At 30.7% G+C, this 25,654-nt stretch carries 27 protein-coding genes; 24 read left to right on the forward strand and 3 right to left on the reverse strand.

What is annotated here, in order from left to right:
* Positions 1 to 13 precede the first annotated feature (13 nt).
* Positions 14 to 883: an SDR family oxidoreductase gene (locus Ctaglu_RS06325; protein WP_124999189.1), complete on the reverse strand. Its 870-nt coding sequence runs from the start codon at positions 881 to 883 to the stop codon at positions 14 to 16.
* A 406-nt stretch (positions 884 to 1,289) separates the two neighbouring features.
* Here Ctaglu_RS06325 and Ctaglu_RS06330 point away from each other — a divergent pair, with 406 nt between their 5' ends.
* Both Ctaglu_RS06330 and Ctaglu_RS06335 read left to right on the forward strand, forming a co-directional pair.
* Complete coding sequence (locus Ctaglu_RS06330; protein WP_124999191.1) at positions 1,290 to 2,564, forward strand: DEAD/DEAH box helicase; 1,275 nt, start codon at positions 1,290 to 1,292, stop codon at positions 2,562 to 2,564.
* A 449-nt stretch (positions 2,565 to 3,013) separates the two neighbouring features.
* Positions 3,014 to 3,745 (forward strand): hypothetical protein, encoded by a 732-nt coding sequence (locus Ctaglu_RS06335; RefSeq protein ID WP_124999193.1) that lies wholly within the window; start codon positions 3,014 to 3,016, stop codon positions 3,743 to 3,745.
* Between the two features lie 47 nt (positions 3,746 to 3,792).
* Here Ctaglu_RS06335 and Ctaglu_RS06340 read toward each other — a convergent pair whose 3' ends face one another.
* Positions 3,793 to 4,053, reverse strand: a complete 261-nt coding sequence (locus tag Ctaglu_RS06340; protein WP_124999195.1) for a glutaredoxin family protein — start codon at positions 4,051 to 4,053, stop codon at positions 3,793 to 3,795.
* A 173-nt stretch (positions 4,054 to 4,226) separates the two neighbouring features.
* Here Ctaglu_RS06340 and Ctaglu_RS06345 point away from each other — a divergent pair, with 173 nt between their 5' ends.
* From Ctaglu_RS06345 to rd, 10 genes are all read left to right on the forward strand, one after another.
* Positions 4,227 to 5,252 carry an AI-2E family transporter gene (locus Ctaglu_RS06345; protein WP_124999197.1) on the forward strand — a complete coding sequence of 342 codons (1,026 nt, stop codon included), beginning with the start codon at positions 4,227 to 4,229 and terminating at the stop codon, positions 5,250 to 5,252.
* 62 nt (positions 5,253 to 5,314) lie between these two features.
* A complete protein-coding gene (locus Ctaglu_RS06350) occupies positions 5,315 to 6,175 on the forward strand; it encodes a putative RNA methyltransferase (protein WP_148097582.1) in 861 nt (286 codons plus the stop codon).
* Positions 6,176 to 6,222: 47 nt separating this feature from the next.
* A complete protein-coding gene (locus tag Ctaglu_RS06355; protein ID WP_124999202.1) occupies positions 6,223 to 7,014 on the forward strand; it encodes a RelA/SpoT domain-containing protein in 792 nt (263 codons plus the stop codon).
* 20 nt (positions 7,015 to 7,034) lie between these two features.
* Entirely contained in the window at positions 7,035 to 8,789 is a 1,755-nt protein-coding gene (locus tag Ctaglu_RS06360) for a DUF4153 domain-containing protein (RefSeq protein ID WP_124999204.1), read from the forward strand.
* A 295-nt stretch (positions 8,790 to 9,084) separates the two neighbouring features.
* Entirely contained in the window at positions 9,085 to 9,351 is a 267-nt protein-coding gene (locus Ctaglu_RS06365; protein ID WP_124999206.1) for a CD3324 family protein, read from the forward strand.
* A 173-nt stretch (positions 9,352 to 9,524) separates the two neighbouring features.
* Positions 9,525 to 10,697 (forward strand): nuclear transport factor 2 family protein, encoded by a 1,173-nt coding sequence (locus Ctaglu_RS06370; RefSeq protein ID WP_124999208.1) that lies wholly within the window; start codon positions 9,525 to 9,527, stop codon positions 10,695 to 10,697.
* Positions 10,698 to 10,897: 200 nt separating this feature from the next.
* On the forward strand, positions 10,898 to 11,389 hold the full coding sequence (locus Ctaglu_RS06375; RefSeq protein ID WP_124999210.1) for an LURP-one-related/scramblase family protein: 492 nt from the start codon (positions 10,898 to 10,900) through the stop codon (positions 11,387 to 11,389).
* Positions 11,390 to 11,507: 118 nt separating this feature from the next.
* On the forward strand, positions 11,508 to 11,741 hold the full coding sequence (locus tag Ctaglu_RS06380; protein ID WP_124999212.1) for a hypothetical protein: 234 nt from the start codon (positions 11,508 to 11,510) through the stop codon (positions 11,739 to 11,741).
* A 182-nt stretch (positions 11,742 to 11,923) separates the two neighbouring features.
* Complete coding sequence (splB, locus tag Ctaglu_RS06385; protein ID WP_124999214.1) at positions 11,924 to 12,934, forward strand: spore photoproduct lyase; 1,011 nt, start codon at positions 11,924 to 11,926, stop codon at positions 12,932 to 12,934.
* Positions 12,935 to 13,131: 197 nt separating this feature from the next.
* Entirely contained in the window at positions 13,132 to 13,290 is a 159-nt protein-coding gene (gene rd, locus Ctaglu_RS06390) for a rubredoxin (protein WP_124999217.1), read from the forward strand.
* A 103-nt stretch (positions 13,291 to 13,393) separates the two neighbouring features.
* Here the strand turns inward: rd and aat are convergent, their stop codons facing one another.
* Positions 13,394 to 14,062 carry a leucyl/phenylalanyl-tRNA--protein transferase gene (gene aat / locus Ctaglu_RS06395; RefSeq protein WP_124999220.1) on the reverse strand — a complete coding sequence of 223 codons (669 nt, stop codon included), beginning with the start codon at positions 14,060 to 14,062 and terminating at the stop codon, positions 13,394 to 13,396.
* 301 nt (positions 14,063 to 14,363) lie between these two features.
* Between aat and Ctaglu_RS06400 the strand changes: the two genes are divergently transcribed.
* The 12 genes from Ctaglu_RS06400 to secD all read left to right on the forward strand — a co-directional run bounded on the left by Ctaglu_RS06400 (position 14,364) and on the right by secD (position 25,650).
* A complete protein-coding gene (locus tag Ctaglu_RS06400) occupies positions 14,364 to 15,359 on the forward strand; it encodes a YbgA family protein (RefSeq protein ID WP_124999221.1) in 996 nt (331 codons plus the stop codon).
* A gap of 61 nt (positions 15,360 to 15,420) precedes the next feature.
* Complete coding sequence (locus tag Ctaglu_RS06405; protein WP_124999223.1) at positions 15,421 to 16,179, forward strand: hypothetical protein; 759 nt, start codon at positions 15,421 to 15,423, stop codon at positions 16,177 to 16,179.
* Positions 16,180 to 16,634: 455 nt separating this feature from the next.
* Positions 16,635 to 17,654, forward strand: a complete 1,020-nt coding sequence (locus Ctaglu_RS06410; RefSeq protein ID WP_124999225.1) for a lysylphosphatidylglycerol synthase transmembrane domain-containing protein — start codon at positions 16,635 to 16,637, stop codon at positions 17,652 to 17,654.
* 239 nt (positions 17,655 to 17,893) lie between these two features.
* On the forward strand, positions 17,894 to 18,493 hold the full coding sequence (ruvA, locus tag Ctaglu_RS06415; RefSeq protein ID WP_124999227.1) for a Holliday junction branch migration protein RuvA: 600 nt from the start codon (positions 17,894 to 17,896) through the stop codon (positions 18,491 to 18,493).
* Positions 18,494 to 18,516: 23 nt separating this feature from the next.
* Positions 18,517 to 19,575: a Holliday junction branch migration DNA helicase RuvB gene (gene ruvB / locus Ctaglu_RS06420; RefSeq protein ID WP_185732607.1), complete on the forward strand. Its 1,059-nt coding sequence runs from the start codon at positions 18,517 to 18,519 to the stop codon at positions 19,573 to 19,575.
* Between the two features lie 32 nt (positions 19,576 to 19,607).
* Positions 19,608 to 20,633, forward strand: coding sequence for a tRNA preQ1(34) S-adenosylmethionine ribosyltransferase-isomerase QueA (queA, locus tag Ctaglu_RS06425; RefSeq protein ID WP_124999231.1), 1,026 nt, complete (start codon positions 19,608 to 19,610; stop codon positions 20,631 to 20,633).
* Between the two features lie 50 nt (positions 20,634 to 20,683).
* Positions 20,684 to 21,814: a tRNA guanosine(34) transglycosylase Tgt gene (tgt, locus tag Ctaglu_RS06430; protein ID WP_124999233.1), complete on the forward strand. Its 1,131-nt coding sequence runs from the start codon at positions 20,684 to 20,686 to the stop codon at positions 21,812 to 21,814.
* 129 nt (positions 21,815 to 21,943) lie between these two features.
* Positions 21,944 to 22,237, forward strand: coding sequence for a preprotein translocase subunit YajC (gene yajC / locus Ctaglu_RS06435; protein ID WP_124999235.1), 294 nt, complete (start codon positions 21,944 to 21,946; stop codon positions 22,235 to 22,237).
* 97 nt (positions 22,238 to 22,334) lie between these two features.
* Positions 22,335 to 22,703: a TIGR04086 family membrane protein gene (locus Ctaglu_RS06440; RefSeq protein ID WP_124999237.1), complete on the forward strand. Its 369-nt coding sequence runs from the start codon at positions 22,335 to 22,337 to the stop codon at positions 22,701 to 22,703.
* Between the two features lie 67 nt (positions 22,704 to 22,770).
* Entirely contained in the window at positions 22,771 to 22,908 is a 138-nt protein-coding gene (scfA, locus tag Ctaglu_RS06445; RefSeq protein WP_124999239.1) for a six-cysteine ranthipeptide SCIFF, read from the forward strand.
* 62 nt (positions 22,909 to 22,970) lie between these two features.
* Positions 22,971 to 24,335 (forward strand): thioether cross-link-forming SCIFF peptide maturase, encoded by a 1,365-nt coding sequence (gene scfB, locus Ctaglu_RS06450; protein ID WP_124999241.1) that lies wholly within the window; start codon positions 22,971 to 22,973, stop codon positions 24,333 to 24,335.
* A 79-nt stretch (positions 24,336 to 24,414) separates the two neighbouring features.
* Positions 24,415 to 25,650, forward strand: a complete 1,236-nt coding sequence (secD, locus tag Ctaglu_RS06455) for a protein translocase subunit SecD (RefSeq protein WP_124999243.1) — start codon at positions 24,415 to 24,417, stop codon at positions 25,648 to 25,650.
* Positions 25,651 to 25,654: the final 4 nt, after the last annotated feature.

The following is a 25,654-nucleotide window of genomic DNA, read 5'->3' on the forward strand; positions in this document are numbered from 1 at the left end:
GATAAAGATGCCACTAGCCATTTATAACCACCCCACCATTGACATGGATAGTTTCGCCACTTATATAGGAAGCGCCGTTAGAAGCTAAAAATACATAAGTTTCAGCAAGTTCCACTGGTTGACCTGGTCTTCCCATGGGAGTTTTGCTTCCAAATTTGCCAACCTCAATGGCGCTAAATGATGCGGGTATAAGAGGTGTCCATATAGGACCTGGGGCCACTGCATTAACTCGTATTTTTCTACTTGCAAGGGAAAGAGCTAAGGAACGAGTAAAGGTAACTATTGCTCCCTTAGTTGAGGAGTAATCAATTAGTGTTTTATGTCCTTCATAGGCGGTAACTGAAGAAGTATTTATAATTGTAGCACCTTCTTTTAAATGGGGTAATGTAGCTTTTACCATATAAAACATGGCGAAAATATTGGTTTTAAAGGTTTTTTCTAGTTGCTCCACTGTAATATCTTCAATACTATTTTGAGGATGTTGCTCCGCGGCGTTGTTCACAAGAATGTCTATTTTGCCAAGCTCATTTATTGTTTTGGTTACAGCCTCATTACAAAAATTATATTCTCCTATATCTCCAGGTATCAAAATACATTTCCTACCTTTTGTTTCAATAAGTTTTTTTGTCTCTAGCGCATCTTCATGCTCATCAAGATATACTATGGCTATATCTGCGCCTTCTCTGGCATAAGACAACGCAACTGCTTTTCCAATGCCACTATCACCTCCTGTAATTAAGGCAACTTTATTCACTAATTTGCTAGAACCTACACAATTTGGATTTTCGGAAATAGGTCTTGGATTCATAAGTGACTCGAGTCCTGGCTGTTTATCTTGTTTTTGCTCAGGTACGTTGGTAGGGAAATTAAAGTTTTCATTCATAAAAATGCCTCCTTTTTTTATAGAATATATTTTGTAGCTATAGTTTATGGTAAATCGATATTTATATTCATTTCATCTACAATCCAGTAGAAGAATAGCAAGAAGTGTTGAAATATGTTATAATTAAAAAATATGAGTACAACCAAAATTTAAATTAAAAAAATAATAAAATTAAGTTGATATAAATGAAACAAATTTATTTATACATAAAGACCTATAAAGTCAGAGTTAAAATGAAGATTAATCAGCCTAAATATACTCATATCACTAATAAAGGGTGGTTTCTTAGATGCAATATAATCATGCACGAAAGTTGTTGTTTCCAATTTTCAAGAAGATTCATAACAGGATATCAGTGATTTGCGACATTTAAAGTTCAAGACGACCACTTCCAAAGGAGAAAATAATGTTATTCGAAAACTTAAATCTCATTACGCCAATTAAAAAAGCACTAGAAACTGAAGGTTACGTAGAAGCTACACCTATACAAGAAGCTGCAATTCCTAGTATATTGAGTGGAAAAGACTTTTTAGGCTGTGCTCAAACAGGCACTGGAAAGACAGCAGCCTTTGCTATCCCTATACTTCAAATTCTTTGTGGAAAGCAAAAAGTTATAAAGGGACCTAAAAATATAAAGGCCCTAATCCTAGCACCAACTAGAGAACTGGCAATTCAAATTGGAGAAAGCTTTGATGCCTACGGCAAACATATGAATCTTACTAGTGCAGTTATTTTTGGAGGTGTATCACAAAAAAAACAAACTGATGCATTAAAAGGCGGAGTAGATATTTTAATTGCAACTACTGGTAGACTACTTGACTTAATGCAACAGAAATTTATTAGCATACATCATGTGGAAATGTTTGTACTTGATGAGGCAGATCGTATGCTTGATATGGGATTCTTGCGCGATGTAAAAAAAGTTATAGCGCAACTACCTAAAATCAGACAAACCATGCTATTTTCAGCAACTATGCCACCAGAAATTTCAAAGCTAGTGGATTCTATTCTTGTGAATCCAGTAAAGGTGGCAGTGACACCTGTTTCTTCTACTATTGAAATTATTGAACAATCAGTATATTTTGTGGATAAAAAAGATAAAAAACCTCTACTAATTCATTTGCTGCAAGATAAGTCCATAGTTTCTGCTTTGGTATTCTCAAGAACAAAGCACGGAGCAAACAAAATAACTAAAGATCTCAATAATTCTGGAATAGAGGCTCAAGCTATTCACGGGAATAAATCACAAAGTGCTAGGCAACTTGCCTTAAATAATTTTAAGGCTGGTATTACAAGGGTATTAGTAGCAACAGATATAGCAGCTAGAGGTATAGATGTTGATGAATTATCTCATGTGATCAATTTTGATTTACCCAATATACCAGAAACCTATGTACATAGAATAGGAAGAACTGGCAGGGCGGGACTTGGTGGAGTAGCAATTTCATTTTGTGACGCAGAAGAAAAAGATTTCCTAAAGGATATTCAGAAGGTTATTGCAAAATCAATACCAGTAATAGAGGATCATCCTTATCCTGCAAGTAATTTACCAATAGTAGTTACTAAGGATAACACAAAGAAAGTTTCTACAGGAAAGTCAGGAGCAAATGGTTATGCAAGGCGGAATGAAAGAAATCAATCCGGAAGACAGCAACCTAGAAATGCTAGAGCAGCGAGATAAAATAAGATAAAATGCATAAAGCCAATGATTATATTAAATAATCATTGGCTTTACTAATCCATATTTTAAATTTCATATGGACTTACTTAGTAATCTCCGTTCTTAGCCTTAGCAATACTGCCTACGCTTAAAACCATAAATCTATTGATTAACATAACTAACATCTCCCTTTATAAGTTTAATGTTGGCTAGTTGATTACATTAATAGTATAACCCAGACTTAAAAAGATATACGCAGAAATAAAAATCTTTTAAGTAGTAAGTTCTACATTTTTTATTTGACCAGTTATAATAAAGAATTGTTTAGCTTAATGAGCTACCATATAAATAGCACACTGCCATTTATATAAGTAGTATTAGACGATTATTGGACTTTGCAGAAATTGTACAAATATGGTAAAATACATTTGTGCAATTATTGAATTAAAGAGTGAAAAGAGGTAGTTACAATGATGGTAGAAGATAATGAAATTTATAACTCTATTGTAATGGAATTTAAATTAAGTAGTGATATTTTAGAAAAAATGGAAAGCCAAGTTGAAGATTTAACTAAAGCTAAAATGGACCTATGCAATCTTTTAAAGATAAGAGTGTTTTCAGATGAAGATTTAAGTGTATATGAAAAAGAGCTTATTAGAAATATAGATATAAATAAATCAAAGATAAAAGGCTTTGAGAAAAGACAAATAGAGCTGAAAGATAAGATTATACAGCACAAACAGGAGATTAAGGTAATTAAGGTCAATATGAATAAGTTAGAAAATAAAATAATACAAGAGCGAAAACAAAGTAAAAAATATAATGAAGCTCTTAGGATTTTTCTTAAAAGAGAAAAATTTAAATCTATTAAGAAAATACTCTTTAGTAGCTATAGAAGGGTATTTTTGAGATATTCTAATGAACTGAGTATAAAAACTAAAATCCTGCAATGTAATAAAATAAAGGAAAAAATCAGACAAGAAAAACAATATGATAATAATAGTATAAGTAAATATAAGAGAAAAATAATTGCAGATAAAGTGTCCTTAGCAAGAATGAGAAAGTGTATTATAAATATGGAAAAAGGCATTGATTTTTTTCTTATAAGGATTCAGAGTTTAGGGGAGTATAAAGAAATTGAAAAAAAATTTATACTGGAAGCTAATCATTACAAAAAAATTAAGACATCTTTAAAAAAATAACTAGTTTAAATTCTAGTCTATTTTTTTAGATGCCAATATAAACTTTTCTATTTTAATGCCATTTGGAACACTTTATTAACAATATTTTTAGAGGTAGCTCCCTCGTGAATTTTAACTCCGTCTACATAGTAGGTAGGTACATAATAATAGGTGTATTGTTTTGCTATATCCGGTTGAAGTTCTTCATCAATTATTTTAATTTCAATGTCAGCATATTCTGGGTTTTGTTTCTTTATATCATCCATCCAAGCAAGTGCTTTTTTGCAATATGGACACCATTCGGTTACAAACATAATTACAGGTTTCATTTAATATCACCACCAAACTTTTTAAATAATATATATATTATTTTATATATAAATATTATACACTATTTTTTGCATTCTTCACCTATTATAATAATTATTTATAGAAATCAGTTAAATGATTTGCTATAATGAAATAGTTAAAAATAAATAAAAGAAATGAAGGAGAACCTTGAATGCAAACAGTTAAACAGTTATTTCAGAGAGAAACAGTAATAAAAATAATATTATTGCTATCATTAGTATTATTTGCATATTTAATAAGATCTATTTTTAATTTGGTTTTATTAACTTTTATGATTACTTATTTAGCTAATAGTTTACAGTGTTTATTGGTTAAGCAAATCAATAAAGTTATAAAAGTGAATCCAGCTCTTATTACCATAATTATTTATATGCTTATGGCCGCAACTATAGTTCTGCTACTAGTTAAATATATACCAATTGCTATTTCCGAAAGTATACTTATTTTGGATAAGTTGGAGTATATTAAATTTCCTAAGACTACTAGTGGGGTAATGGTTTATTTAACGCCAATATTAGAGCAAATTGACATAGCTAGTTATGCAAAATCTGGTATCCAAAGTATTATGTTTTTTGTAACTGATTTTGGAAAATGGAGCTTGAATTTTTTTATGGCACTTTTAATAAGCTTCATATTTATATTAGAGAAAGGCAGTATCCTAAAATTTGTACATAAGTTTAAAGAAAGTAAAATATCAGTGGAATATAACTACCTTAGCTATTTTGGTAATAATTTTTTAAATTCTTTTGGTAAAGTAATACAGGCTCAAATAATGATAGCTATTACAAACACAGTATTATCAATTATTGGACTTACTATAATGGGATTTCCTCAATTATTAGCTCTTGCCTTTATGATATTTATTTTAAGTCTTGTACCAGTAGCTGGGGTATTTATTTCATTAATCCCGCTATGTTTAATTGCTTTTAAGATAGGTGGGCTAATTAAAGTAGTTTTTGTGCTTGTTATGATTTTTATAATTCATGCTATTGAAAGTTATGTTTTAAACCCAAAGCTTATGTCTGACACCACACATCTCCCAATATTTTTTACTTTTGTTACATTAATAGTGTCAGAACATTTTATGGGCATTTGGGGTCTACTTCTTGGAATACCAATATTCATATTTTTATTAGATATAATTGGCGTAGATTTAAGCGAGAAAAAATCACGCTAAAATTGAATAAAAATTAAATAATAATAAATGACTTTAGCAGATTTAAGGAAGGCAGTGATTTTGTGACAACAGAAAATATGGAATCTATATTAAAATGTCCTGTTTGCAATTTATGTCTAAAAAAACATGAAAAACAATACATATGTACAAATAATCATAGTTATGATATAGCAAGCAAAGGATATATTAATCTTTTACTTGCTAATCAAAAAAACACAAAAGAGCCTGGGGACAGTAAAGAAATGATGGAAGGTCGGAGAGACTTTTTAAATAAAGGTTATTATCACACTTTTTCTGAAAAATTAAGCGAGGTAATAATATCAAATATAAGTGGAAACACTGTAAATATACTTGATGCTGGTTGTGGAGAAGGGTATTTTTTATGGAGATTAAAGGAAGCTATATATAGCAGTGAACCTAAGATTACCCAAAATAGTATGATTAATTTTTTTGGTGTAGATATTTCGAAAGCAGCAGTTACTTATGCAACTAAAAGAGATAAAAAAATAAACTTTATAGTTGGAAGTAATTTTAACTTACCTATAATGACAAACACCATAGATATTATTATCAGAAACTTTGCACCTTCTGATGAGAGTGAGCTTAAGAGGGTTCTAGTGTATAACGGCAAGTTAATTGTTGTAACACCTGGGATTCAACATTTATATGGGTTAAAAGAAATATTATATGTAAATCCTAGAGAACATGAAGAAAAAGAAATATCCTTTGAGGGATTTAAGTTAATCCACACAGCAGAAGTTAAGTACGATATTCATATAGACGATGGGGAGCATGTAAAGAACCTTATTGCAATGACTCCTTATTATTGGACTTTTGACAATTGTATGAGAGAAAAAGCCAGTGGCACTTCTAAACTTTCGACCTTGCTCCATTTTAATATTAATGTATATGAAAAGTGTTAATAATATACTAAAATCATAAAGCATATTATATTAATTAGGGGGAAATCATGAATTTTAAAAAAGAAGACTTCTTAAAGAAAACTCATATTACAGAAAATGATATTATTAAAAATGAAATAGATTGGGCGGTATTAAATGAAATATACACTGACTTTGATAGCTATAGGAGTAGTTATGAGAGTCAGGCTGGATTTATTGCAGATACTTTAAGAACACATAAAAAAATACATTCAGTAAAGTCTAGAGTTAAAGAATCGGATAGGTTAATAGAGAAGATAATTAGAAAGACGCCAGGGCGAAAAGAAAAATATGGCGCAGAATTTCAATTTTCCATGGAAAACTATAAAGAAGAAATAAATGATTTAATAGGGGTTAGGGCAATACATATTTTTAAAGAAGATTGGGAAGATATACACAATTTTATTTATAGTACTTGGAAAGTAATTGAAATAACTGCCAATGTTCGTGAAGGTGATGATACTAAAAGGTTTGATGAATTAAATATTCAAATTCATTCTAGAAAATCAGGCTACCGTTCTGTTCACTATTTGATAGAATTTTTTCCAACCAGCCAAAAGGTTATAGCAGAGATTCAGGTGAGAACAATATTTGAAGAAGGCTATGGCGAAATCGACCATCAGTTAAGATATTCACATAAGGAAATTCCAGAAGTGCTAGCACTTAATCTACTATTATTTAATCGTATAGCAGGTAGTTCCGATGAAATGGCTTCTCTAATAAATCTACTAAATAAAAATTGGACTGAAATGGAAGCAAAATACGAAAAGATAATAGCGCTAAAGGATAAAGAAATAAATGAACTCAAAGGAGAAAAATAAAATAATGAAGGAGGAATGTAATGAAAAAAATATTTAATGCAATATTGAAAGGCATTGTGAGCAGTATTAATAGATTCCCACAAACTATTGGTATATCAACGGCGTGTGTTATACTTCTTATTTATATATCAGAAGTAATAGCAGGAACAAGTGGTGATTTTATAGAAACCCTCCGTAGGATAACTATGATTGTTGCTCTTGGGATTCCGCTTTCATTATGTATTAACCTTTTTTTTGAAGGTTTAGAAACCTACAAGAAGGTATCGCTGTACGCTTCTTATTTAGGAGGTACTGTTTTACTAATCTTTTATTATTACTTCTTCCTAAAGGATATAGGGATGCTTGACATGGTTTCAATGTCAAGATATATTGCCTTTAGCCTTATTCTATATTTAATTTTTCTTTTCATATCATATTTACCAAATCGAGAGAACTTTGAGATTTTTGCTGTAAGAGTTTTTACTAGATTTTTCACTACAGTTTTATACTCCCTAGTTTTATATCTTGGACTTGCGGCCATTCTTTTTACAATTGATAGACTTTTAGGAATTAATATTAAAGGTGAGCTTTACTATTACGCTTTTCTTATTGTCACTGGTATATTCGCGCCAGCATTTTTTCTTGCAGGTCTTCCTACAAAAAATGAAATATTATCTTTAAAGGATTATTCGCGGCTTTTAAATGTACTTGTGCTATACATCATAATGCCACTTATTTCAATATATACAATAATACTATATATCTATTTCGGGAAAATAATTATTACAAGGCAATGGCCAGAGGGGCTTGTATCTCATTTGGTGCTTTGGTATTCTGTGATAAGTTCAGCGGTGCTATTTTTTATAACACCCTTACTTCATGAAAAGACCTGGCCAAAAAGATATATGAAGTATTTTCCAAAGGCAATCTTTCCGTTAATAGTCATGATGTTCATCTCTATAGGAATAAGAATTAATGCATATGGGGTAACTGAAAATAGATACTTTGTTGTAGCGCTTGGTATATGGGCATTTTTAGTTATGATTTACTTTGCAACTACAAAAAAACCAAGAAATATAATGCTTCCACTATCACTTGCAGTAATAACATTTATATCTGTATTTGGGCCTTTTAGTAGCTATTCAGTTTCAAAATACAGTCAAAATAAGAGGTTAGCTAAGATATTCATTGCAAACAATATGATTAAAGATAGCAATGTAATTAAAGCAAGTGCTGTGGTTTCTTCTGAGGATTCAAGACAAATATCTAGTATTCTTAATTACTTTGATAGAAATCACAGTCTAAAAGATATTAAGGGATTGCCACTAGACTTTAAAATATCTAATATGGAAAGGATAATGGGCGTAAAATACACTGATGAATATAATACAGGTAATAATGGATATTTTTATTTTAATTCTACAGGTGCACTAAAACCAATTGATATAAAAGGATATGACTATTTGTTTGATTCAAGAAATTCTAGGCAACAGAGCGCAAGTAGCTCAGACTTTAGCATATATTTTGATTATGAATCAAGCATTTTAAAGATAGCTCAAGATGGAAAAGATATTTATGAAAAAGATTTAATGGATTTTGCCACTAAGCTTATAGATAAATATGGAATTAACCCGAAAAATCAAGCTACAGCTCAAGAGGAAATGCTCTTTGAAGATGAAAATAGCAAAGTGAAAATTAAGATTCAATTCTCTAATCTATCAGGAAATAAGAATACTTCAAGTGGTAAAATAGAATCAAAGAATTTTGAATTTTATGTTCTTGTGAAATTAAAATAAATAGTTGGGTGTGGGGTTATCCTACACTTTTCTTTTGTTGTTGACTGAATTTGTAATAATTGTTATTATATTATTGTGTTGATATTTAAAAGTAGGGGGGATACTATGATCTGGGTTAAATATACCTTTCTAAAAAAGCTTCATGCAAAGTCTGTGATATAAACAAGGGCGTTTTATTGCATGGAGCTAAAAAAATAATCGCCAGTATTCATTATAACTTTTTATAGCGAAAACTGTTTATAATGTAGACTTTGCTACCTTAAAATTAAAAACTATTTTAAGGAGCGGAGCTTAAATGAGTTATATAAAAGCTAATGTTGTTTTTCCAGAAGAATTATTAAAAGAAATACAGAAATATGTACAAGGGGAAATGGTTTATATTCCAAATTCAAATGGAATCCGAAAAGAATGGGGAGAAAGTTCAGGTAATAGGGCTTATCTCACTGGTCGTAATACTGAGATTCGTAAAAAATTTGTGGAGGGATTATCCATTGATAAGCTTTCCAGCACCTTCTGTCTTTCTATTGATAGCATTAAAAAAATTGTTTATTGTAATAAATAGTTTGCACAAAAGCTGGTTGGAATTCATTCCAACCAGCTTTTTGTGCAAAGAATGTTTAATAATTATCTTTTACATATCATCAGCATGCTATTGTTGCTACAATTATCCATAAGAGCTATGCAAAGGAAGCTGAAAATAAAAATAAGCAATTAAATACATTGGGGGAATTAATTATGGAAAGATATAAAAATATAAATTCAATTAATGAAGTAAATAAAGTTCTTAAGAATCTTCAAGAATTGTATACAAAGAAAGATGAGAGTAAGATTGATGATTTTGTAAAGAAAGGATTTTCTTTGCAGGATGGGTTTGCTACACTTGGAAGCGGTATAAATCAGTGGTGCTCTAATAGTAATGATATAAAGGAACTTATTAAATTTCATTTTAGTAATGAAAATAACTATTGGAGAGAAATAGATTTTAAATTTGGACAAGCTAAGATTTTTGCAAATGAAAATGTAGCTTGGGTTGTTTCTATTGGAAATATTAGAAATATATTATCTGAAGATGGACAAATAGAAGAGACAATTAATAAAGTAAAAGATATTTTAAAAGGAGAAGAAAGGTCAAAAGAAAACGTACTGGATGCAGCACGGAAGATTGCTAGATCACTCAGGGAAATAGATAGGGGTGAAAATTATGTATGGCCCTTTAGATTTACTTGTGTACTTATAAAGGAAAATGATACTTGGAAATTCCATCAAATGCAGTTTTCTCTTGATTCAGAATCATTTTCTTATAGATTTACTGATGATAACTATGATAAGAGTGTATTTGAAATGCCTAAAGCCAATTCAAATGTAGAAATTGAAGAAGTTAGAAAAGTACTTCAGGTATTCCAAGATGGATATACAAAAAGAGATTTAAATTATGTTGATGAATATATGAAGAAAGTTTTTCTACTCCAGGAGGATTTAGTAGTAATAGGAACAGATGCAGAGGAGCTTTGTTTAGGAATTGATTCAACTCGAGGAATAATTGCATCAGATTGGAAATACTGGGGCGATTTTAAGATGAACGTTGAGGATGCTATAATATGTGTTAATGGAGAGGTTGCTTATTTTACAACAAAGGCAATTTTAACTAGAATTATATCTAATAAAGAAATACTCGAATGGATTAGTAGTTCAGCTAAAGATTCATTTGAATCTGAGGGAATACCAAAACATAAGCTAATGGAAGCTCTTTGGGATATGTTGGATTTACTATATGAAAATCAGAAAGGTGAAAAGTTTATTACACCAATGAGATTTTCTGGGGTTTTAGTAAAAGAAGATGGAAGATGGCTTATTAAACATGCACAATACTCAGATTATACTGATGGAATGCCAGGAGTGAGAATCTAAAAGTAATAAAGAAGATATAGTATTTTGCCACGTTGAAGTAATATTCAAGGTGGTTTTTTTTGTGTGTGCCTAAAATATGGAATTTTGCAGTGCTGTAGTCTATATATTAAAAAATATTAATTTTATTAAAACAAATTTTGTGTTAAAATATGCATACTAATAATTGAACAATATTATAAATTATTAAAGGGGGTTTTTGTATGAAGTTTTACATTCGAGAAAAAATATTTTCAATAGGTGACAAATTTAGCATTCAGGATGCTTCAGGTAATGATGTGTTCAATGTAGAAGGAAAGGTTTTTTCCATAGGAAATAAGCTGAAAATTTACGATGTGGATAATAACGAGATTGTATATATTGAGCAAAAGTTATTTAAATTACTTCCTGAATACAATATATACTTAAATGGAAACTATGCTGCAAGAGTGAAAAAAGAATTTACTTTCTTTAGCAATAGGTTTGATATAGATAGCAATATGGGGAACTATGAAATTGAAGGGGATTTTCTTGCTCATGATTTTTCCATTACAAAGAATAGTAGCACGGTTGCGCAAGTAAACAAAAAATGGTTATCTTGGGGAGATACTTATGAGATTGATATCAATGAACAGGAAAATTATGCATTTATATTAGCAATGGTAATTGTAGTAGATCAAGTATTACATGATAACAAAAAAAATAATAATGGATAATTACTACTAAAATACTGGATTTTCTAATAAAATTTTATTAATTTAAGTAGAAATGATTTATTCATGCTCTTTAAGATGTTATAATGTATTTGATAAATAAGAGATTAGAGGTGCAGATATGACTAATGATGAGATATATAAACGTATAATGATTATGGCTAGTGTTAAAGCTGCAAAAAGCTTTGTTAAAACTTGTGAGATAAGTAAGGGCGACTTAAGTAAGCTTTGCAAGAGATATAACATATTTGTAGAAGGTAAAGCTACTAAGGAAGACATAATTGATAGATTTGTAAATGAAACACTTGGCATAAAATTAAGAAATAAGGTAATCAACAAATACAATATTAGATAAGAATTATTTATTTAATAATAACAATTTAATATAGGAAGGATGATATATTTTTATTGTATCATTCTTCCTATATTTTGGTTGTAATGCTAAATAGAAAGTCATCAGCTATAATATCTAAATGATAATATATAAAATGTATAAATAACTTTCTTTAATAAAATAATACCTAGGAGGTGAAAATAATGAAGTTGTTTATACCAGATATTGCATATATAGACCCTAAAATTCTAAAATACCCCGCTGGAGAAAAAGTTATAGAATATTTAGAAAGCTTGAATATTCCCATAGTTAACTCTAAAAAAGTAGTAATTGATTGTGAAACTCCTGAGGAAAATTATGCTATGGCTAAAAAGACTGTTCTTTTTACAACAAACGGCCAAAAGAAATTGGTAAGTTGCAGACCATCAGCAGACTATCAATTTTCATTATCAAGTTCCTGCCCTGCCAATTGTGAATATTGTTATCTTCAGACAACTCAAGGTGAAAAACCTTTTATGAAAATTTTCTTAAATATGGATGAAATTTTGGAAGTTATTCAAAGCTATATAGATAAGAACATGCCCAATATTACTTCCTTTGAATGTGCAAGTATAACAGATCCCATTGCCCTTGAACACTTAAGTGGAAACTTAAAAAGATGCATAGAATATTTTGGAGAGAGTTCCAATGGAAGATTGAGATTAGTTACTAAATTTGATGATGTTGATCCATTTTTAAAGCTAAAACATAATAAGCACACAAAGTTTAGATTCACATTAAATTCCCGTTATGTAATAAATAACTTCGAACATAATACTTCCAGTTTTTATGAGAGAATAGAAGCAGTTAAAAAAATTGCTTGTGCCGGATATCCTATAGGATTCATAATAGCCCCAATTATGATATATGATAATTGGAAAGAAGAGTATAAGGAATTATTTGACACATTGAAAATAGCATTGCAGGGTTATAAGGGCGAAATAAGTTTTGAACTTATTCAACATAGATTTACTAAAGCAGCAAAGGAACTGATAGTTCAAAGATTTAAGAATACTGCGCTTAATCTAAATGAAGAAAATAGGCAATTAAAATGGGGGCCTTATGGAAAATTTAAGTATGTATATAAGAAACTAGATAGTGAGGATATGAATAATTATATATCAAAACTGATAAATAGTAATTTTAACAGGGCAATAATTGAATATTTTACTTAATACTCACTATCAAGAAAAAATAAATATTGTTAATCCCTAGCAAATATGATAATATGTGAATAAGCTAAATTATTAGAAAATTATTAAAGGTATTTCTACAATTGGAATTGAAAAATAATATGGTAATAAAAAATTTCTAGGGGAATAATAACTAATAATTGTTATTTACTCCATAGAAATAAGAAGGAGGAATATTTATGGATAAATATGTTTGTACAGTATGCGGTTACATTTATGACCCAGCAGTAGGTGATGATGAAGGTGGAATTAAACCAGGGACTAAGTTTGAAGATATTCCTGAAGATTGGGTTTGTCCACTATGTGGAGTTAGTAAATCAGAGTTTGAAAAAGTATAATAGAAAAAATATAATAGCATAAAGATATATATCTTTATGCTAATTTATTTTTTCTATTATAGATATATCTATTATTTTACTAATAATTGAAGAATATATGTAACTAAAAGCGCAATTTCAAAGGTTCTATTGAAATTCCTCTTTGTACCACTTGTAAAAAATCCTCTCTAGAAATATAAACTGCGCCTAAGCTTTCCAAATGATTTGTATGAACTTGGCAGTCAATCACAATAAACCCCTTTGCCTCTAATACCTTGCTAAGCGTAATAAATGCAGCCTTAGAGGCGTTATCCATAGTTGAAAACATAGATTCACCAAAAAAACATTTTCCAATACAAACACCATATAATCCGCCAACTAATTTATCCTCATAAAAGGCTTCTACAGAATGTGCGAAGCCAAGTTCATGTAGCTTGCAGTAAGCCTCTATCATTTCATTTGTAATCCATGTACCTGTTTCTTTTCTCATATTAGAACAATTGGATATAACATCTCTAAAACAAGTATCAAAGGAAACTCTATAGGTGTTATTTTTAAGTGTTTTTTTCATAGAATGAGAAATTCTAATATCTTTTGGATAAAGAATAAATCTTGGATCTGGTGACCACCAAAGTATGGGCTCCTCATCTGAAAACCATGGAAATATTCCATTAGAATAGGCAAGGAGTAATCTTTCTGGGGATAGATCTCCTTCTAGAGCTAAAAGTCCATCTTCCTCTGCAAAAGATGGGTCTGGGAATGCTAAATCATTTGATAATCTGTAAATTGGCATTATATGCTCCTTTCATTGCATTTGAAAATCAATTAACAATCATAATAATATTAAATTTTACAGCATAAATTGCATTAAAGGAAGGTGATCTTATATTTTTCGAAGAAATATTGCAAGGGCAGTTTTCTTTTGTGGTTAATTTTTTATAGAAGTGGGGGACTTTCCTTCTGAAATGTCGTTAAATAATACAGCATGGTGCATAATAAAAAGAGGAGAATTAAAACCAATACTGAATAAGTTAAAATAGAATCATTAAATAGATTTTTTATTATAAATTTTAATTTTGAAAGGATGTTTACATATGAAACTATCTTATAAAGAGAAAATAAATAATGTGAAACCAGTAGTTGTAGTGAGTAGATGCTTAGGATTTGAAGCTTGCAGATATAATGGCCAGCTGGATGGTTGTAATTTAGTGGAAAAGCTAAAGAATTTTGTTGATTTTATAACTGTATGCCCAGAGGTGCAAATAGGACTCGAAATACCAAGAGCAGCTATAAGAGTGGTTAAAGAAAATGAGGATGCACCTGTAAAACTTATGCAACATGGCGGTGAAAGAGAATTTAGTACTGAAATGATGGAATTTGGAGAGAAGTTCCTTAAAGAGTTACCAAAAGTGGATGGATTTATACTAAAGAGTAAATCTCCTTCTTGTGGAATAAAAGAAGTGAAAATTTACAAAAGTATAGAAAAAGGTTCTACCTCTGTTAAGGGCAGTGGATTATTTGGAGGGCTTGTAATGGAAAAATTTGAAGGGTTAGCCATTGAGGATGATGGGCGGGTTAAAAATTACAATATAAGGCAACATTTTTTAACGAAATTATATATTATGAAGAATTTTAGAGTTATTAAAGAAAGTATGCGAGTAGAAGATTTAGTAGAGTTTCACGGCACTAACAAACTTCTTCTTATGTCATACAATCAAAAACAATTGAAAATATTAGGAAGTATTGTAGGAAGGCATGGCGAATTAAATGCTCAGCAGGTCTACGCGCAGTACGAAGAAAATCTTATGCTGGCTTTAAACAAGTTACCAAGATATACTTCTAATATAAATGTACTAACAAAGTCTATGGGATATTTTTCGGAAAAGCTAACCCATAGAGAAAAAGAATTCATTTTAGATACAATAGAACAATATAGACAAAGTAAAGTACCTTTTAGTGTGCCACTTTATGTTATAAAATCAAATGCTATACGTTTTGAAGAAAAAAACCTTATTAATCAAAGTTTTTTTGAGCCTTATCCCCTAGAATTAGATAATGTTACTGATTCTGGCAAGGGTCTAGATAAATAAAATATATTATTTGAATAAATACCTCTTTGTATGGACATAATTCCAAATAAGGAGGGGTAATATGAAAAACAGAAAAATTTTATACGCAATGTTAACTACCCTGTTAGTTACTTTTGTTATTGCCAGCTACTCACTTGCTCAATATATTACTAACCATAAATTAGAGCTACAATCTTCTAGTAAAATTCCATATTTAAAACTTACTGCCAAAGGTGAGGATTCAATGCAAGCATCAGTGACTAGTAATTTGCCTAAGGCCTTAGAAAATACGAAATTTGTTTTTAAAATTAAATATAAAGACTGTGAAGTAAGAAATATGGTATTAGAAAAACATTTTAATGGATCAACTCTATTAAATAGTAAAACACAGGCACAGCTTGATGAAATTTTTAAAAACCAAGGTTACACAGTTTCTAATATGAGTAATAGTGAAATCGTTTTTGTTAGTAAAAGTGATAGGTACAGTTATAGTGCAAATAGATATTTTTTAGGTGTATATGATAACCTTGTAACAATTTACAAAACAGATAATAATGGCGATATAACAGCTCATAAAATATTTAATTCTAATGTATATGCAGAAGATGGTAACCAGAAACAATATGATTTTGGGGCAAAAGACAGCGGAGAATTACAATATATAAAAATAAATGACTTAAAAGAAAAAGACGGATTGGTAGAAGATTTAATTTATGGTAGAAAATATAGTAAAGATATTGTTGGTCCCCAATCTATAGAAGTTGATCAGGAATACGAAAGTGGAGAATTCAAAACTCCTGAAAAAGCTTTTGATTATGCTAGGGGTTTATTAAAATCTTAATATCATTATTGTAAAATAAAAAAACAAGCACTAAAGCCTTAAGAAAAATATATTTCTTAAGGTTTCTTTATTATATAGGAAACAGCTTTGGGAAAACAATGTAGATAACTTTATTGATGCTTAATTCACTTTGAACCTTGTCAGAGGTTTTAGCTAATTAAGTTTTAGTTTTAAGTAAATATCGAAGAGTAAATTGCTACATTTTTGCTAATAAAATTACGAGTTTACTTGCATTTCAGGTTAAATGAATTAACAAATTGAAGTTCTTGAATCAATGATATATAATAGATAAATATTGTAAAAATAAATTCTAATATAGAGGTGTGTTTATGTTTTCAAAATTAAAAGAACTACTAAAGTTGCCGTATCACTATAAGGTCAGTATGAAGATAACTGCATTAGCTTCATTATAAGTTTTAAGTTGTAGAACAATATAGAATAGTCAGGAGAATTTTATGAAAAACAAAATATTTAATATAGCAATTGTTATAATATCTTCAGTAATGTTACTATACTTTTTCTTATATAAAAATGGTTTAAACCAATTAATAAGTGTAATTAAGATAATAGATACATTCTGGTTATTAGTTGCAATTATTTTAATGCTTATTTATTGGATTTTTGAAACATTAATAATACATGAGCTGACACGGCTACTTTTTTCAGAACGAAAATTCAGGGAATCTATAAAAGCAGCTATGGTGGGCCAACTTTTTGGAGCTATAACCCCACTTCAGACAGGGGCTCAACCTGCAATTTTTTACGCTTTAGTGGAGAGAAACATAGATTCAGGTTCAGCTAGTTCTATTTTAATGATGAAATTTATTATTCATCAGACAATTTTGACAGTATATTCATTTATCATCATTGTTTTAAAGTTTAATTATTTTAAATCAATGATATCTTATCTTTCTTATTTGTGCCTTTTTGGATTTGTATTTAATTTAGCAATTATCTTAGTTGCAGTTATGTTTTCTGTAAATAAAAATTTTACTAGGGGCCTATTGCTGGGTATTCTTAAATTTTTAAATAATATAAAACTTGTAAAGGCTGTGGATGGATATAAAGATAAAATTGAGAAAAATTTAAATGACTTTCATAATAATGCTACTTTGATTGCTAAAAATTATAAGGCGGTTATAAAGGTTGCAATTATTAATACAATACAACTCACAGTCTTTTATATAATACCATATTGCATCTATAGAAGTTTTAAATTACAATCTGCTAGCCTGTGGAACATGCTAGCAGCACAAACATTAGTAATGACGATAGTATCAATAACTCCTCTTCCAGGAGGGATAGGTGGTGCCGAGGGTGGATTCGCGTTGCTTTTTAAGGCGTTTTTCAAAGAAAATATTTTTCCAGCAATTGTTCTTTGGCGAATAATAACCTTCTATTCATGTATAGGAGTAGGTGTATTATTTTCAATACACCTACCAAAAAATACAATTAAAGATGATGAGATTTTCTAGATTATTTAACTATCAGTAATTGTATGTATACATTTACCCGAAACGTGGACTATTAACATTCATATGTATACCTCCATATTTTTTAAAGATACTTTCTTTTTCGCTTATTTATAAACATTTCCACTGTTAATTATTGAATTAATAGCAGTTAGGTGGTAAAGTATTATATAGTCGCTATTTTCTGGTGGAAATAGTAAATATCAATTTTTATATCCCTTGAGAACGCTAGGAGGAATATTGTGTACGAATATATAAAAGGAATTTTTGTAGGTATTAATAAAGACTATATTGTAATAGATAATAATGGTATGGGGTACAAAATATATACCTCCGGCAGTACTATGGCAAAGATGCCTAAAACTAATGAAAGTGTGTTATTGTATATAAAGCAAATTGTTAGAGAAGATTTTATTGGATTATACGGATTTTTAACAGTGGATGAGATTGAGATGTTTACCCTAGTAATTGGGGTCAATGGAGTTGGTGCAAAAGCTGGCTTATCACTACTTTCTATTTGTAATGTACAAAGTCTAAGATATGCTATTGTATCAGGAGACGAAAAAACTCTGCAAAGAGCCCCTGGTATAGGGAAGAAAATTGCGCAAAGGGTAATTCTAGAGCTTAGGGAAAAAATTCATATTGAGCAGTCTGAAGTTAACAATTTATCACAGGGATTAGGGAGTGATTTAGTTGAGGATAGAAAACTTATGGAGGTTTTGGGAGCCCTTATGTCACTTGGATATTCTGAAAAAGAAGCTGAAAAGGCATTAAAAGCTAGCGATAAGAAACTAACCCTTGAAAATATGATTAAAGATTGTTTGAAATATTTAATGAACTAAGGTGGGAGTATACTATGGATGATATAGAGGAAAGAATTATTACTTCTTCTATCATTGAAGAAGATATTGGGGCGGAATATTCCCTAAGACCACAAAGGCTTAGAGAGTATATTGGTCAACCAAAGATAAAAGAAAAACTAAATATATTCATTAAAGCAGCTATTAGCAGAGAAGAAGCTCTTGATCATGTGCTTTTATATGGACCACCTGGACTTGGAAAGACAACCCTTGCCAATATTATTGCAAAGGAAATGAAGGGAAACTTAAAAATAACCTCAGGTCCCGCTATTGAAAGAGCAGGAGATTTGGCATCTATTTTAACTTCACTTAGTGATTATGATGTGCTTTTTATTGACGAGATACATAGGCTCAGTAGAAATATAGAAGAAATATTATATCCTGCTATGGAGGATTATGCACTAGATATTGTAATTGGAAAGGGAGCTTCAGCTAAATCTATAAGACTGGATTTACCAAAGTTTACACTCATTGGTGCAACTACTAGAATAGGGCTACTAACAGCACCTCTTCGTGATAGATTTGGGGTACTAAGTGCTATGGAATATTATACCCAAGATGAGTTAAAAGAAATAGTAATTAGGTCTTCAGATATTTTAAAGGTAGAAATCACTGATGAGGCGGCTGTTGAAATTGCAAGGCGTTCAAGGGGTACTCCTAGAATTGCTAATCGTTTGCTTAAGAGGGTTCGCGACTATTGTGACGTTAAGGGCAATGGGATTATTGATTTGAAAATAGCTAGGTTAGCTTCAGAACTTCTTGAAATAGATGGTGAAGGCTTTGATAGAATAGATAACAAAATGCTAGCAGCTATTATAGATAATTTTAATGGTGGACCAGTAGGCATAGAGACACTATCTTATTTTATAGGTGAAGAAATAGGGACTCTGGAGGATGTCTATGAACCTTATTTAATTCAAAAGGGATTTATAATAAGAACGCCAAGGGGAAGGATAGCCTCTGAAAAGGCCTATGAACATTTAAATAAACCTTTGAAAAAGTCCAAGGTTCATAAAAACCTTAGACAATTTACAGTATTTGATGATAAAGACAATGAAATTTAAATTATTTTGCATAAAGAAAGGGTGTAGTTTTTTTGAAAGTAAAAGATTTTAATTTTGACTTACCACAGGAGCTTATAGCGCAGCATCCACTCCAAAAAAGAGATGAGTCAAGACTTATGGTAATTAATAAAACAAGTAGCGAAATACAGCAAAAAAAATTCAAAGATATAATAGATTATTTAAACCCAGAAGATTGTTTAGTGCTAAATGATACCAGGGTTTTACCTGCAAGACTTCTTGGTGTAAAAGAAGGAACAGGCGGTAAAATGGAATTTCTTCTTCTAAAGAGAATAGACATTAATCACTGGGAGACCTTAGTAAAACCTGGGAAAAAAGCAAAAATTGGAACTAAATTTATTTTTGGTAATGGAGAATTAAAGGCAGAGGTTATAAGTATTTCTGAGGGTGGTAGTAGAATAGTAGAATTTGAATTTGAAGGAATCTTTGAAGAGGTTTTAGATAAACTTGGAGAGATGCCACTACCACCATATATAACTGAAAAATTAGAAGATAAAGAACGATATCAGACTGTGTTTTCAAAACAAATAGGGTCAGCAGCAGCTCCTACTGCGGGGCTTCATTTTACAGAGGATTTGCTGTCTAAAATTAAAGCTAAGGGTGTAAAAATTGCATTTGTAACACTGCATATAGGGCTAGGCACTTTTAGACCTGTAAAAGCTGAAACGGTTGAAGAACATGAAATGCATTCAGAATACTATGTTTTAAATAAACAGACAGCTGATGTAATTAATGAAACAAAAGAAAATGGTGGCAGAATAATTGCTGTAGGAACTACTTCTAATAGAACCTTAGAAAGTATAGCAAATGAAAATGGCAGAGTAGAAGAAAAATCAGGTTGGACAGACATATTTATTTATCCAGGCTATAAATTCAAAATTGTTGATGCATTAATAACGAATTTTCATTTACCAGAATCTACACTAATAATGCTAGTTAGTGCTTTTGCAGGCCAAAATTTAGTTATGGGTGCTTATGATATGGCGGTAAAAGAAAAATATAGATTCTTCAGCTTTGGAGATGCAATGTTTTTATATTAGTGAATAATTAAGAACTAACTCTTAATTATTGTAAGGAAAGAAGGGTAAAAATGTATAAATTACTTAAGAAAAGTGGTAAAGTAAGACGTGGAGAATTTACAACTCCTCACGGCATCATTCAAACACCTGTTTTTATGAACGTAGGAACGCAAGGAGTTATTAAGGGTGCCGTTTCTAGCATGGATTTAAAAGAAATCAATTGCCAAGTTGAATTATCTAATACCTATCATTTGCACTTAAGACCGACAGACAAGGTTGTAAGGCAAATGGGAGGACTTCATAAATTCATGAATTGGGATAGACCTATTCTTACAGATTCAGGTGGATTTCAAGTATTTTCTCTTGCAGCCATGAGAAAGATTAAAGAAGAAGGGGTTTACTTTAATTCGCATATTGATGGAAAGAAAATATTCATGGGGCCAGAAGAAAGTATGCAAATACAAAGCAATTTAGGATCTACCATCGCTATGGCTTTTGATGAATGTATACCCAACCCATCTACCAAAGAATATGTAGTTGATTCAGTAGCAAGAACTACAAGGTGGCTAGAACGATGTAAAATTGAAATGGATAGACTGAATTCTCTTCCGGGCACTGTCAATAACAAACAAATGTTATTTGGAATAAATCAAGGGGGAACCGACGCGGATATCCGAATAGAACATGCTAAAACCATTACTAAGATGAACCTGGATGGCTATGCTATTGGTGGTCTTGCGGTGGGTGAATCTCATGAAGATATGTATAGAATTATTGATGCTGTTGTTCCACACTTACCCCAGGATAAACCAATCTATCTTATGGGAGTAGGTTATCCAAGTAATATTTTAGAAGCTGTATCAAGAGGCGTAGATTTTTTTGATTGTGTTTTGCCTGCAAGAAATGGAAGGCATGGACATGTGTTTACAAGTGATGGTAAAATAAATATAATGAATGCTAAATTTGAGCTAGATGCAGCTCCTATTGATGAAGGGTGTCAGTGCCCTGCTTGCAAGCATTATACAAGAGCCTACATAAGACACTTATTTAAGGCAAAAGAGATGCTAGCCATGAGACTTTGTGTACTTCATAATCTGTATTTTTATAATAAACTTATGGAAGACATTAGGTCTGCCATTGATAATGATTGTTTTGAAGAATTTAAGGCTGAAAAACTAGCTAAGTGGAATGAGAACGCATAATTAATTGCTATAATATGATCACCCTATACAAAGTAATAATAAGTAAAGTTATTAATTCTTAGTTATTAATTTTTATAGGGGAATTATTTTATTATAATTTAAAAAAATATTGAAAGGAGGGGAATATAAATGAATCAAATAGTATCTTTATTACCTATAATATTAATGCTAGTAGTGTTTTATTTAGTAGTATTTATACCAGAAAACAAAAGAAAGAAAAAATATGCCGCACTTCTAAATGATTTAAAATTAAATGATGAAGTAATGACTAAAGGTGGTATAATTGGGAAAATAGTTAATCTACAAGAAGAATTTGTTATATTGGAAAGTGGTCCAGATAGAGCTAAAATTAAATTGGCAAGAACTGGGATAGGTTCTGTTAGAAATTCAAGCAGTTCTGATGTGGTACTAGAGAAAAAGTAAATAATTAAGTAATAAAACCCCCTTTTAAATCATAATTAATACTATAGATTTCAACTAAATTTTTTTTATTGGAATCCACAAAAAGGGGGGGATTTACATGGAAAACAAAATAAAATTTTCTTGTGCTGCAGAAGGTGTATTTAGGGCTTCAATTTTAACCTTAATTGTATTAGTAGCTTATTCTATAATAACAAGCTATTTAACAGCTAGCATGAAGGTAACATCTGTCTTTTATATTGTAATAACATTAGTTAGTGTGCTTTATGGATCAGTATATGCTGCAAAAAAAGCAGGAGAAAAAGGTTGGCTAATGGGTATTATGGTGGCAGCTATTTACATGATAGTTTTATACCTAGTTAAAGTCGTTGGTGGTGGAAGTACTTCTATTGGTATGAGAGAAGTAGTAAGAATGGCTTTAGCCTTGGGTATAGGTACACTTGCTGGAATGCTTGGAATAAATCTATAGAAATACTTTATTTAGCCAAGATATTATGATATAATCATACCGAAACTTTATGAATGGAGGAATTGAAATGAAACATATAAAAACTATAAATAAAACAAGCATTAAAGAAAGTTTGAAAAAACCAGGATGCAAAGAATGTGCTAATTCATGCCAATCAGCATGTAAAACTTCTTGTACAGTAGCTAACTTAGCTTGTGAGAACTAATATTACTAATGTGGCAGTAACACTTAGAGTTACTGCTTTAAATTTGTTAGGAGGAAAATAACTTGTCACTAATTCATAAATATATACAAGACAGCGAGTATTATGTAATTGATGTAAATTCCGGAGCACTACATGTAGTTGATGAAATAGTTTATGATCTTTTGGATGATAATTCCCTAAGAGAAAAAGAAGAGTTATTAGAAAATTTTAAAAATAAATATACGGTAGCAGATATTGAAGAAGCTTATGGTGAAATTCTCAGCTTAATTGAGGAAGAAATGCTATACACAAAAGATTTGTATAGAGAAATCGCTATGGGCATTGGAGAAACCGAATCTTATATAAAGGCACTGTGTCTTAATGTAATACATGATTGTAATTTGAGATGTAAATACTGTTTTGCTGATGAGGGTGAATATCATGGTGCTAGAAGCGTTATGTCCGCAGAAGTGGGAATGAAAGCAATAGATTTTGTTATAGAGAAATCAGGTCCAAGAAGAAACATTGAGGTGGATTTATTTGGTGGAGAGCCACTTATGGCTTTTGATACAATAAAAGAAATAGTGGAACATGCGAAAGTCCAAGAAAAACTTCATAATAAATCTATAAGATTTACGATGACAACTAACGCTACATTGCTCAATGACGAAATCATGAAATATATGGATGAAAATATGGGTAATATAGTACTTAGCATAGATGGTAGAAAATCTGTTAATGATAAGGTTAGAGTACGCGCAGATGGAACGGGTTCATATGATAGAATACTTCCTAAGATTAAAAAAATGGTTGATATGAGAGATAAGTCAAAAGCTTATTACGCTCGTGGAACTTTCACTAGAGAGAATACTGATTTTTTTGAAGATATAAAACATATGGCAGATTTAGGTTTTAAAGAAATATCAATAGAACCAGTAGTACTACCAAATGAACATGCGCTGTCGCTTAGAGAGGAAGATTTACCGGTTATTTTTGAGCAATATGATAAATTATATAAAGAAATGCTTCAAAGACATAAAGACGGAAATGAGTTTAAATTTTATCATTTCAATATAGATCTTAAAGGCGGCCCCTGTGTCTATAAGAGAATATCTGGATGTGGAGCAGGCCATGAATATATAGCTGTTACTCCAGATGGTGATATATACCCTTGTCATCAATTTGTTGGTAATAAAGATTTTCTAATGGGCGATATATATAATGGAATGCATAATAAAAAAATGGAACTAGAGTTTAAAGAAGCTCACATTTACAATAAGCCTAAATGTACTGATTGCTGGGCTAAATTTTATTGTAGCGGTGGATGCCAAGCAAATAACTTTAATTTTAATGGAGATATGCACATTCCTTATGAAATTGGATGCAAGATGCAAAAGAAAAGGATAGAATGTGCTGTAGCATTAAAAGCGAAAACTATGGAAAAATAAATAAATTTACCTAATATTGACTAATTTTGTTAATCATAATATAATTGTATTTATGATTAAGCAACAGAGGGGGAAAAAGATGAAAAAGAAGAAAAGCACGATACTGTTTTTGACCAGTGTTTTAGTTATTGGTATATTGGCATTTACAGGTTTCAAAGGAATTACAATAGGAGATTATAGATTTAAACCCTTTACTGAAACAATAAATAAAGGTTTAGACTTACAAGGCGGAATTTCTGTTTTAGAAGAAGTTCAAGGAAAAGTTGATGCAAAGACCTTAGATAGAGCAATTGAACTTATTTCTATGAGAGTCAACAAAATGGGAATTAGTGAGACACTAGTTGCCAAAGAAGGTAATAATAGAATTAGAATTGAAATACCAGGTGTATTTGATTCTAAACAAATTCTTGATACTGTTGCAAAGTCAGGAGAGCTTAAATTCGTTGGACCTGATAAAGTTACAATTCTTACTGGTAAAGATATAAAGGATGCTACTACAGGCTTTGGTGAAGGAAATAAACCTGTTATAAATCTTGAACTTAATGAAGCAGGAAAGCAAAAATTTGCACAAGCTACGCAGAAGTTTTTAAAACAAAAAATTACTATTCTTATGGATAATGAGGTGTTAACTGATCCTACAGTGGAATCAGTTATTACGGATGGTAAGGCTCAAATTTCCGGAAGTAAAGATTTGGCAGGAGCTTCAAGAAAGGCTCAAATCATTAAATCAGGAGCACTACCTGTAACTTTAAAAGCTGTTTCAGTTAAAACAGTTGGTGCTACTTTAGGTACAAATGCGTTAGAATTAAGTATGAAGGCTGGAGCTGTAGGAATATTATGTATATTTTTATTTATGCTTTTATATTATAGAGCACCAGGTATCATTGCAAGTATATCTTTAATGTTATATGTGGTTTTGGTCCTTGGTGTATTCTCAGCCATTAATGCCACTTTGACACTTTCGGGTATAGCAGGATTCTTACTTACTATTGGTATGGCAGTAGATGCTAATGTATTAATATTTGAAAGAACAAGAGAAGAACTTAAAACTGGAAAATCAATAAAATCATCTGTAAATGCTGGGTTTCATAGAGCATTGCCATCAATATTAGATTCAAACATTACAACAATAATTGCTGGTGTAGTTCTTTACATGATGGGAACAGGATCAGTTAAAGGTTTTGCACTTACATTAGTTATTGGTGTAACTATAAGTATATTTACAGCACTTACATGCACTGAATTTTTATTAAAATTAGCAGTCGAAATGGGACTAATAAGTAAGACATCTCATTTTGGCGTGAAGAGGGGGTAAGCAT

The sequence above is a fragment of the Clostridium tagluense genome, from assembly GCF_003865095.1.
Taxonomy (GTDB): Bacteria; Bacillota; Clostridia; order Clostridiales; family Clostridiaceae; genus Clostridium_AD; species Clostridium_AD tagluense.